General features: G+C 68.2%; 9 protein-coding genes and 1 tRNA gene. 6 read left to right on the top strand and 4 right to left on the bottom strand.

All coding sequences use genetic code 11. The annotated features are described in order from the left end of the window. Positions 1-120: 120 nt before the first annotated feature. Positions 121-648: a methylated-DNA--[protein]-cysteine S-methyltransferase gene (locus CUR96_RS15535; RefSeq protein WP_102194247.1), complete on the bottom strand. Its 528-nt coding sequence runs from the start codon at positions 646-648 to the stop codon at positions 121-123. 231 nt (positions 649-879) lie between these two features. On the opposite strand from CUR96_RS15535, the gene CUR96_RS15540 reads away from it, so the two are divergent. Both CUR96_RS15540 and CUR96_RS15545 read left to right on the top strand, forming a co-directional pair. Beyond that, the gene (locus CUR96_RS15540) at positions 880-4,545 is read left to right on the top strand and encodes an ATP-binding protein (protein ID WP_102194248.1); all 3,666 of its coding nucleotides are present in this window, start codon (positions 880-882) and stop codon (positions 4,543-4,545) included. Beyond that, on the top strand, positions 4,538-4,732 hold the full coding sequence (locus CUR96_RS15545; RefSeq protein WP_102194249.1) for a hypothetical protein: 195 nt from the start codon (positions 4,538-4,540) through the stop codon (positions 4,730-4,732). The genes CUR96_RS15540 and CUR96_RS15545 overlap by 8 nt, the downstream gene beginning before the upstream one ends. A 67-nt stretch (positions 4,733-4,799) precedes the next feature. Here CUR96_RS15545 and mscL read toward each other — a convergent pair whose 3' ends face one another. The 3 genes from mscL to CUR96_RS15560 are packed head-to-tail and all read right to left on the bottom strand — an operon-like array spanning position 4,800 to position 6,119. Next, a complete protein-coding gene (gene mscL, locus CUR96_RS15550; RefSeq protein ID WP_102194250.1) occupies positions 4,800-5,210 on the bottom strand; it encodes a large conductance mechanosensitive channel protein MscL in 411 nt (136 codons plus the stop codon). A 25-nt stretch (positions 5,211-5,235) separates the two neighbouring features. Next, positions 5,236-5,508, bottom strand: a complete 273-nt coding sequence (locus tag CUR96_RS15555) for an FmdB family zinc ribbon protein (RefSeq protein WP_102194251.1) — start codon at positions 5,506-5,508, stop codon at positions 5,236-5,238. A gap of 14 nt (positions 5,509-5,522) precedes the next feature. After that, positions 5,523-6,119 (bottom strand): 5-formyltetrahydrofolate cyclo-ligase, encoded by a 597-nt coding sequence (locus CUR96_RS15560; protein WP_102194252.1) that lies wholly within the window; start codon positions 6,117-6,119, stop codon positions 5,523-5,525. Between the two features lie 39 nt (positions 6,120-6,158). Here CUR96_RS15560 and galU point away from each other — a divergent pair, with 39 nt between their 5' ends. The 4 genes from galU to CUR96_RS15580 all read left to right on the top strand — a co-directional run bounded on the left by galU (position 6,159) and on the right by CUR96_RS15580 (position 8,773). Then, entirely contained in the window at positions 6,159-7,046 is an 888-nt protein-coding gene (gene galU / locus CUR96_RS15565) for a UTP--glucose-1-phosphate uridylyltransferase GalU (RefSeq protein WP_102194253.1), read from the top strand. Between the two features lie 30 nt (positions 7,047-7,076). Then, complete coding sequence (locus CUR96_RS15570) at positions 7,077-7,706, top strand: GNAT family N-acetyltransferase (protein WP_219722005.1); 630 nt, start codon at positions 7,077-7,079, stop codon at positions 7,704-7,706. Between the two features lie 99 nt (positions 7,707-7,805). Next, complete coding sequence (locus CUR96_RS15575) at positions 7,806-8,651, top strand: hypothetical protein (RefSeq protein WP_102194254.1); 846 nt, start codon at positions 7,806-7,808, stop codon at positions 8,649-8,651. Between the two features lie 49 nt (positions 8,652-8,700). Next, positions 8,701-8,773 (top strand) — tRNA-Ala (locus CUR96_RS15580). Positions 8,774-9,439: the final 666 nt, after the last annotated feature.

Here is a 9,439-nt window from a genome sequence, read left to right on the forward strand (position 1 = left end):
GACCCCGGCGGCCTACTCGCCGGGGTCCGCGTCGTCTGATGCCGGGTCTCTGGTGCCGAGACTCTGGTGCCGAGACTCTGGTGCCGAGCGCGGGTACTTGCCCGGGGCTGAACCTCGGGATCAGCGGCCGCGTGCGGCTTCGGACTCGAGATCGAGGAGGTACCTCTTGCGCTCCGGATGGGCGCCGTAGTGCCCCGGCGTACCGTCCGAACGCACGACCCGGTGCACCGGGACGATGATCGAGAACGGCGTGAGCCGGCATGCGGTGCCCACGGCGCGGGCGGCCCCGGGATGGCCGGCGACGATCGCCACCTCGCCGTAGCTCATGGTCTCGCCCCACGGGATCTCCGAGATGGCACGCAACGCGGCCAGGGAGAAGCCGTCGACGAGCCGCCAGTCCAGGCGGAGGTGCTCGTCGAACCGGACGGGCGCGCCCTCGAAGTAATCGTCGAGCAGGTGTGCGAGCTCATCGGCGGCGCCGGGGGATGCCTGCGGAACCTCGTGCAGCCGGCGGGAGACGTCCTCCAGCAGCCACGGAACCGAGGGGTCCTCGGACTCCGAGAGATCGAAACGCACGATGCCCTCCTCCGAGAACACCGCGAGCGCGTCGCCGAACGGTGTCGGTGCGAAGTCGTAGCGGAATGTCATGACCCCATACTGACCGGCGGAACGCGTCCCGGGGAGCTCCGAGCGCGGGGACGGGGACAACCTCCCGTCGGGCTGCCGCAGTGCAGGAAGAGTCCGGAGAGGCTGTTCAGCGGCATGAATCCGGGCGAAACCCGCCCGGGATACAGCTTCATCCTGGCTTGCGCGCCTAGGGTGTGTGGTGTGTGGCGACGTGAGGAAAAGTCTGCGGATGGTGCAGCGACGGAGGCCGCGGTGACTCTCGGCGAGCTGCACGGGTCGCCGACAGGCATCGATGTCGCGCACGCAGCCGAGGCCGAGCGCACCCGCCTGCGCGCGGAGGCCGCTGATCTCGGCGGACCGTCGCCGCTGATCACCTATCGCGACAGCCCCGAATCTGGGATCGACATCTCCAAGGCGCATCCGGGCAGCCTGCCGCAGTTCATCACCGGCAAGTCCACGCTGCTGTCGAACCTCTTCCGCGATGAGGTGGGATTGCGCACCGCTCGCCTCGCCGCCGAGCGGATCACAGCGAAGAACACCGAGCTGCGCACGGTGCGAGGGATCGAAGCCGTCCACCTCGCCGTGGGCGTCGCCCGCTGGCGGATCGGCGGAGCCGATTTCGCCGCCCCGGTGCTGCTGCGACCGCTCGCGATCCGGCGTCATCATTCCGACTTCGAGCTCAAGCTGCAGGGCGCCTTCGACGTCAACCCCGAACTCGTCCGGATCGCACGCGAGCACTTCGGCATCACCATCGACGCCGTATCCCTCGCTGCGCTCGCCTACGACGGCGGCATCTTCAAACCGCAGCCGGTGATCGACAGCCTGAGGGCGATCACCCGCACCATCGACACCTTCTCGGTGCAGCCCCGGCTCGTCGTCTCGACGTTCGCCGACGTCGGCGGCGCGATGGCCCGTGACAGCGGGAGCCTCGATTCGGCGGTGCTGAACGCTCTCGCAGGCCACGTCGACGATCGTGAGCAGGTCACCGCGCCGCGTGCCGAACCGCACTACACCGGGCCGGATGATCGCGCTCCGGCCTCGGACAATCTCCTGCTGGACGCGGATGCCGAGCAGGAAGCCGTGCTCTCGCGGATCGCGGCCGGTCACTCGCTGACCGTAGCGACGCTGCCCGGCACCGGCGGCACGCAGACCGTGATCAATGCTCTCGGTGAGCTGGTGCGCGGAGGCAAGCGCGTGCTGGTCGTATCGGCCCGCCGCTCGACGCTCGACGGCGTGCGGCATCGTCTGGCCGGTATCGGACTCGACAGTCTGGCGATCTCGCCGGCCAGCGTCCGCCGTGATCTGGTCCGGGCCATCGGCCGGAACGAGAAAGCCACCGCTCCGAAGGTCGGCGAAGTCGACGACGCCCTGATCCGGCTGCGCACGGTGCTGCGCGACTATCGGCTCGCCCTCACAGCCCCTGTTCCGGGCGTCAATGCCTCGGTGCTCGAGGCGACCAGACAGCTCACCCGCCTCGCCTCCCTGCCCACCCCTCCGTCCACGACGGCTCGGCTGGGATCGGAGGCCCTGCAGCGGCTCGCGGGGGACAGGAGCAGCGCGGCGGCGATGCTCGCCCAGGCGGCCCGCCTCGGAGAGTTCCGTTTCGGCCCGGACGACTCGCCGTGGTACGGCGTGGTCTTCGCCAGCACGGAGGCGGCGCGCGCAGCGCACGATCTGGCGTCGCGCCTGCATTCGGACAGCGTCCCCACGCTTCTCGAGCGCGGTTATGCGCTCATCGCGCAGACGCGCATGCGGCCGTTCTCGACCATCGACGAGCTGGGGGAGTACCTGCGTCTGCTGCAGGGCATCCGCGACTCACTCGATCGCTTCAGCCCGACCGTCTTCGAGCGCCCGCTCGGCGAGCTCATCCAGGCTCACGGCTCACGCCGGGATGCCCCCGGCATGTCCGGAGCGAACCGGCGCCGGCTGCGCCGCCTCGCCAAGGAGTACGTGCGCCCAGGGGTGCACGTCACCGAGATGCATGAGGCGCTGCTGCGCATCCAGACGCAGCGCACGCAATGGCAGCGCTGCGTCGATGCGGGCGTCGCTCCGGAGATCCCGCTCGGCCTCGCCGACGTGTACGTCGCCTGGCAGCGCGTCGAGGCGGAACTCGCCGAACTCGACGCGGCCCTGGGCCGGCGCGAGCCGCTCGCGTCGCTGCCCGTCGCGCGGCTCGTCCGGACGCTTGCGGGGCTCGCCGCCAAGTCGGATGTCTTCGACAACCTCGTCGAGCGATCGGAACTGCGGGAGCAGCTGGCGCTGCTCGGACTGGAGCCGCTGCTCGCCGAGCTCTCGGTGCGGCACGTGTCCGAGAAGCGAGTCGGCGATGAGCTCGAGTTCGCCTGGTGGCAGTCGCTCCTGGAGCGGGCGCTGCAGGACAACAGGGCGCTCCTCGGCGCGAACACGGCAGTGGTGGATCGGCTCGAACGCGACTACCGTCTCGTCGACGAGGCCCATGCGGCGATGTCAGGACCGCTGCTCGCGTGGCAGCTGGCCAGCCAGTGGAAGATCGCGATCGTCGACGAGCCGCAGGAGTCCCAGCACCTGCGTCGCGCGCTCACGCAGCCGGACGCCAGTACGGCGCAGATCGTCGCTTCCGCGCCGACGCTCGTCGACGTGCTCGCCCCGGCCTGGATCTCTTCGCCGTATCTTGTGCCGGAGATCCCGGACTCCGTGGAGTTCGACACAGTCCTGCTCGTGGATGCCGCCGCGATCAACCTCGCCGAGGCCGCTCCGGCGATCCGGCGTGCTCGTCAGGTCATAGCCTTCGGCGATCCGGTCACCCAGCGGCCGACCCCGTTCGACGTCGCGGTGGATCCGGGGGAGGACTGGGAGCACGAAGTCCCCTTCGACGACATCTCGGTGTTCGAGCGTCTCTCCGAGCTGCTGCCCGTGATGACCCTGACGCGCAGCTACCGTGCCGGCGGCGAAGACCTCGCCGAGCTCATCAACGACGCCTTCTACGGCGGAGAGATCGTGTCGCTGCCGTGGGCCGGTTCCTATCTCGGGCGCGGCAGCCTGACCGTCGACTACGTCGAACGCGGAGTCGGAGCACCCGACCCTGTCTCCGGCGCGGTGGAGAGTCCCGACGCCGAGGTCGCGCGGGTCGTCACGCTGGTCGTCGAGCATGCCGTGCACCGGCCGGCGGAGTCTCTCATGGTCGTCACGGCCAGCGCTCGCCATGCTGAGCGGGTGCGTGCCGCCGTCACGTCTGCATTCGCCGGTCGTTCGGATGTCTCGGACTTCGTCTCCCGCGACACCGCCGAGCCCTTCGCCGTGCTCACGCTGGAGGAGTCGGTCGCCGAGAGCCGCGATCGCGTGATCTTCTCGCTCGGATACGGCCTGACCAAGCATGGACGCGTCCTCAGCGATTTCGGGGACCTGTCCACTCCGGATGGCGAGCGTCTGCTCACCGTCGGGATGACGCGCGCGCGTCGCTCGATGGTGCTGGTGTCGTCGATCCGTCCGTCATCGTTCGACGACGGACGTCTCGAGCACGGTGCGGCGACCCTGATGTCGATCCTCGGCGGTCTGGCCACCCGTGGTCGCGAGGCCCGTCTGGAGGATCTCGCGGATCCCCTCACGCTCGCCCTCGCCCGGGAGCTGCGTCGTCTGGGCGCCTCGGTCGACGTGGACTACCGGGGCCTGCTTCCCCTGGTCGCCCAGCACCAGGGCAAGGCCGTCGTGATCGAGTCCGACCCGGAATCGCGCGGCGAATCCCTGCGTGAGACGCTGCGGCTGCGACCCCAGGTCCTGCGCCGGCTCGGCTGGCATTATGTCCGGGTGCATGCGTTCGATCTGTACAGCGATCCGGCCACGGCCGCGACGCGGATCGCCGCCATCCTCGGCATCTCCGCACAGGCGCCGCGGGCAGACACGGACACGCAGCCGCTCGATCTCGACCCGCGCGATGGGTGACGAGTCGCGACAGCGGATCGAACGGGTGCCCGGTTCGCGACGCGCCCGGCTCACCCCGGCGCCCGGGACCGACCCCGCGCCCGATGTCGCCACGGATTCCGCGAAGGATGCGGCGGCATCCGCCTCCCGTGCCTCGAAGGGACCGAACGACGAACGCCTGATCCAGGACATCCCCCCGCACTACTGAGCGGCAGATGCAGAGGCCCCCGGTCTCCCGAAGGAGCCGAGGGCCTGGACACGTCGCGCCGGACGGATCAGCTGGATGCAGCGCGCTTGCGCAGTGCGTCGCGGATCTCGATGAGCAGCTCCTGCTCGCTCGGCAGGGTCTCCTCCTCGACGGCCGGGTTCTTCGCGGCCTGACGCTCCTTGTACTTGTTCATCGGCACGACGAAGACGAAGTACACGACGATCGCGACGGCGAGGAAGCTGATGACGGCGCTGATCAGCTCGCCGACCGGGAATGTGACATCCTGCGCATAGATGCCCTTGACGGTGATGCCGACCTTGCCGGTCTCATCGGCATTGAAGAACAGGGAGACGAGCGGCGTGATGATCGCGGACACCACGGCGTTCACGATCGTGGTGAAGGCGCCGCCGATGACCACGGCGACGGCCAGGTCGATCACGTTGCCCTTGGTGATGAATTCCTTGAAACCCTGGAACATGGGAACCCCCGAAAAGATCGTGACCTCAGGAAGAGGCCGGAGCCGCCGCGGGCGCCGGCTTGGCGCTCGTCGACGATTCCGATTTCGATGATGCCGAAGCATCCTTCGATCCCCCGGCATTGCTGCGCGAGTCCGTGCGATAGAAGCCGGAGCCGTTGAACGTCACCCCGATCGACCCGTACTGCTTGCGGAGCGCTCCGCCGCATTCAGGACAGATGGTCAGCGCGTTCTCGGCGAAGCTCTGCACGGCGTCGAACTGGTGTCCGCACGATGTGCAGGCATAGGCATAGGTGGGCATGGTGTCCTCGCGGTTCAGTGTCGCGATGGCGACAGGTTCAGGGTCTGCGACGGGGTCACGACGCCGGTCACCGGCTGGTCGTGCACCTCCCGGGGCAGGGAGTCGAGTATCTCGGAATCATAGATGACGGCGTAGACCGGCGGGCACTTCTCCATCGAGCCGATGGTCTTGTCGAAGTATCCGCGTCCCCAGCCCAGTCGCATGCCGGTGCGGTCGACGGCCGCAGCGGGGATGATCATCAGGTCGACGTCGTTCACGGCGATCGGGCCGAGAACCTCGCCGGACGGCTCGGGCAGGCCGAACAGGCCCTCGGCGATCTCGCCCTCGTCGGTCGCGACCGCCCAGTCCAGCAATCCGTCGGCTCGCGTCACGGGAAGCAGCACGCGGATGCCGCGCCGCACCGCCCGAGCGACGAAATCCCGGGTTCCCGGCTCGTTGGTCGTCGAGAGGAAGCAGGAGATGGCGCGCGCGTCGTGTGCGTCGACGAGCGCGTCGAGGCGCTCGCCGATCGCGGATGCCGCGGCCTCGCGCTGGGCGTCCGAGAGGAGCTGGCGCCGCTCGCGGAGGTCCGCACGCAATGCCCTCTTGGCGTGCTCGACGTCATTCGACATGCCTCCGAGTCTACGCGGCGGTCCCGCTAGGCTGAGTGGATGCGAGACCACAAGATGAAGGCAGTCATTCCCGCCGCGGGCCTCGGAACACGATTCCTCCCCGCCACGAAGGCGATGCCGAAGGAGATGCTTCCCGTCGTCGACAAGCCGGCGATCCAGTACGTCGTCGAAGAGGCGGCGGATGCCGGCATCCACGACATCCTCATCATCATCGGGCGCAACAAGAACGCCATCTCCAACCATTTCGATGCGGTCCCCGAGCTCGAGGTGAAGCTGCTGGAGAAGGGCGACACCGGACGGCTCGAGCGCGTGATGAAGTCGAGCGACCTCGCCGACATCCATTTCGTCCGTCAGGGCGAGCCCAAGGGTCTCGGACACGCCGTGCTCCGTGCGCGCAGTCATGTCGGTGACAACTCCTTCGCGGTCCTCCTCGGCGACGACCTCATCGACGAGCGCGACCCGCTGCTCACCACGATGATCGAAGAGCACGAGCGCACCGGCGCTGCCGTCATCGCGTTGATGGAGGTCGATCCCGCCAGCATCCAGATGTACGGTGCGGCCGCGGTCGAGGCCATCGAGGGCAGCGACGCCGTGCGCGTCACCGGCCTCGTCGAGAAGCCCGCTCCGGAGGATGCGCCGTCGAACCTCGCGATCATCGGCCGCTACATCCTGCCGGCATCCGTGTTCGAGATCCTCGAGCGCACCGAACCGGGCAAGGGCGGCGAGATCCAGCTCACCGATGCGCTGCAGGAGCTCGCAGCCGACCCGGACGGCCCCGGCGTCGTCGGTGTCGTCTTCCGAGGCCGTCGCTACGACACGGGGGACCGTGTCGACTACATCAAGGCGATCGTTCAGCTCGCGTCCGACCGGGAAGACCTCGGGCCGGAGCTGCGGCCGTGGCTCAAGGAATTCGCGGAACGCCTCTAGGCGGTTCACCGAGGTCGTGCTGATGTGCTGATGGATCTGGCGGTGGGGATGCGGCACGGTCCGGTCGAACTGCGTCTCGTGCGCACGCGCGACGCACGCGCTCTGCAGCATGAGCTGCTCAGCAACCGCTCATGGTTGCAGCCGTGGGAGGCGACGATCCCCTATGGGGCCGTGTCGTTCGACATGCGGCTCAGCATCCGCCGCCTGCTTCAGCAGTACCGCGATGGAGCCGGATACCCCTTCGTCATGGTGCATGAAGGGCAGATCGCCGGTCAGCTGAACGTGTGGGGCATCGCTCGCGGCTCGCTGGCGTCGGCGACGATCGGATACTGGGTCAGCGAGAGGTTCGCAGGCAAGGGGATCACACCGACCGCGGTGGCGCTGGCGACGGACGCCTGCTTCACCGAGTTCGGTCTGCACCGGATGGAGATCTGCATCCGTCCGGAGAACGTCGCCAGCCTCCGGGTGGTCCAGAAGCTCGGCTTCCGCTACGAGGGGCTGCGCCGGCGTTTCATCCATATCGACGGCGACTGGCGGGACCACTACGCGTTCGCCCTCACCCGTGAGGACGTACCGCAGGGCGTCCTGGCCCGATGGCTGAACGGGCAGGTGCCACCCGACGCGGCGACGATCCCGCCCTCGGACCGCCTGGCGCGCTGAGCGGCGACGGGGCGCCCAGCGTCGACACGCGCGTTTCCGGCCGCGACACGCGCCGCCGCTGACCGGGCAGGCGGGGTCCGGTCGCTTACCGTTGACGATATGGACGGGCCGGTGCTGAGCGGGGGAGTGATCGTGCTCGTCGCCGTGCTCCTGTGGATGCTCTATCTGCTGCCCTCCTGGCGCGGTCGCTTCCAGTACAACGCGGCCGAACGCAACGCCGTGCGCCTGAACCAGGCGCTGCGCGTGCTCGCTGAGACGAGTGAGACACCGGGCGAGGTGCGGCTCGAGCTGAATGCACGCACGGCGCTCGCGCAGCAGAAGCTCGCGAAGCGGGTGCAGGCGGAGAAGGAGACGGCGGAGCTCGAGGAGCTTCGCCGCGAACTCGCGGCCACACGCGCCGATCCCGTCGTACGCCAGGCTCGTGCCCGGCGGCGGGTCCGCGCGACCGGGACGTCAGCCCTCGTCGTCGGCGTGGCACTCCTCGCGCTCGGGGTCTGGCAGATCGCCTCGAGCGGGGCTTCGACGCTGCTCTGGGTCGGTGGCGGCATCGTCGTGGTGACGGGCTTCATGCTCCAGCGGATGGCTGCCGTCGCAGCACGCGCGGCCCGGCGGTCAGTACCGAAGCCGGTCGCTGCAGCGCCCCGCGTTGCTCCGCCGCTGCATGATCAGGGACGCGCGAGCTGGACGCCGCGGCCGCTGCCTGAGCCACTGGTGTCGGTCGCGGGTTCGCGTGCCCAGGTGGCTCGCGCCGAGCTGGACGCGCAGGACGAACGCCGCAAGGCGGCTCGACTGGCTGAACTCCGGGAGCGGGCCGAGCGCATGGCAGAACCTGCCCCGCCGCAGATCCCCGCGGCGACCTCTCCTTATGCCCGGATGGGCTTCGTCGACGACGCCGAGATCGAAGCGCATGTCCGCGAGATGCTCTCGCGTCGAGCGGCCGGCTGAGTCGATTCTCGGTCCCGTCGCGGCGTGATAACGTAGTTGACGTTCGCACGGGCCTATGGCGCAGTTGGTAGCGCGCCTCGTTCGCATCGAGGAGGTCAGGGGTTCGAATCCCCTTAGGTCCACACTGTGTTGAGACAGTGAGAAGAGGCTCCGCTCCGGCGGGGCCTTTTCTGTATCCGCAGGTCCCATCCGCCCGGGCCCACGGCGCCTGCGGGACGTGAACCAGGCGCGACACGCCCGGCGGTCCACGGTGATTTGCCCAAACCCCGGGATCCGCGTAACTTATTACTTGTTCGCCCCACAGGGAAGCGGAGAGGCCGAGAGCCTTACCCCCCTCAAGCGGAGAACCACCTCCACCAAGATCCTCTCTCGGAGAAGATCGGGACTTCACTTCTGTCCAAGTTGGAGCATCCACCCCGGCTGCTGTCGAATTGACAAGCTCGCCGGAACGGATAAGCTAGTGAAGTTGCCTCGGCGCCTTGAGCGCCGGACAGCAGATCTGGTTCTGAGCCGCTCGGCGAGTCGATTTGACAGGCCGAACAGCGAAGATAAGATTGAGAAGTTGCCCTTCGGGCCTGGTTGTGATGACTGGGTCGGGGGAGCGTCCGATCCTTGAGAACTCAACAGCGTGCACTTGTCAAATGCCAAATTATCCTCGTCTCCACTTTATGTGGGGGTGAGAATTCCTTTGGATCAAAGACCAATCCCCTTTGTTGGGGGTTGGCATTCGGATGAAGTCAGCAATGAATTTGTCTCTTTGGTCGGTATCAAACTCGCTGCGTCACCGT

The sequence above is a fragment of the Microbacterium aurantiacum genome, from assembly GCF_002872075.1.
Taxonomy (GTDB): domain Bacteria; phylum Actinomycetota; class Actinomycetes; order Actinomycetales; family Microbacteriaceae; genus Microbacterium; species Microbacterium aurantiacum_A.

What these genes read in the sequence shown, in the direction of transcription:
- CUR96_RS15545 (WP_102194249.1), top strand. Translation starts at nt 4,538, where the DNA reads ATGGGTGACGAGTCGCGACAGCGGATCGAACGGGTGCCCGGTTCGCGA.
- CUR96_RS15560 (WP_102194252.1), bottom strand. Translation starts at nt 6,119, where the DNA reads ATGTCGAATGACGTCGAGCACGCCAAGAGGGCATTGCGTGCGGACCTC.
- mscL (WP_102194250.1), bottom strand. Translation starts at nt 5,210, where the DNA reads ATGTTCCAGGGTTTCAAGGAATTCATCACCAAGGGCAACGTGATCGAC.
- CUR96_RS15575 (WP_102194254.1), top strand. Translation starts at nt 7,806, where the DNA reads ATGGACGGGCCGGTGCTGAGCGGGGGAGTGATCGTGCTCGTCGCCGTG.
- CUR96_RS15535 (WP_102194247.1), bottom strand. Translation starts at nt 648, where the DNA reads ATGACATTCCGCTACGACTTCGCACCGACACCGTTCGGCGACGCGCTC.
- CUR96_RS15570 (WP_219722005.1), top strand. Translation starts at nt 7,077, where the DNA reads ATGGATCTGGCGGTGGGGATGCGGCACGGTCCGGTCGAACTGCGTCTC.
- galU (WP_102194253.1), top strand. Translation starts at nt 6,159, where the DNA reads ATGCGAGACCACAAGATGAAGGCAGTCATTCCCGCCGCGGGCCTCGGA.
- CUR96_RS15555 (WP_102194251.1), bottom strand. Translation starts at nt 5,508, where the DNA reads ATGCCCACCTATGCCTATGCCTGCACATCGTGCGGACACCAGTTCGAC.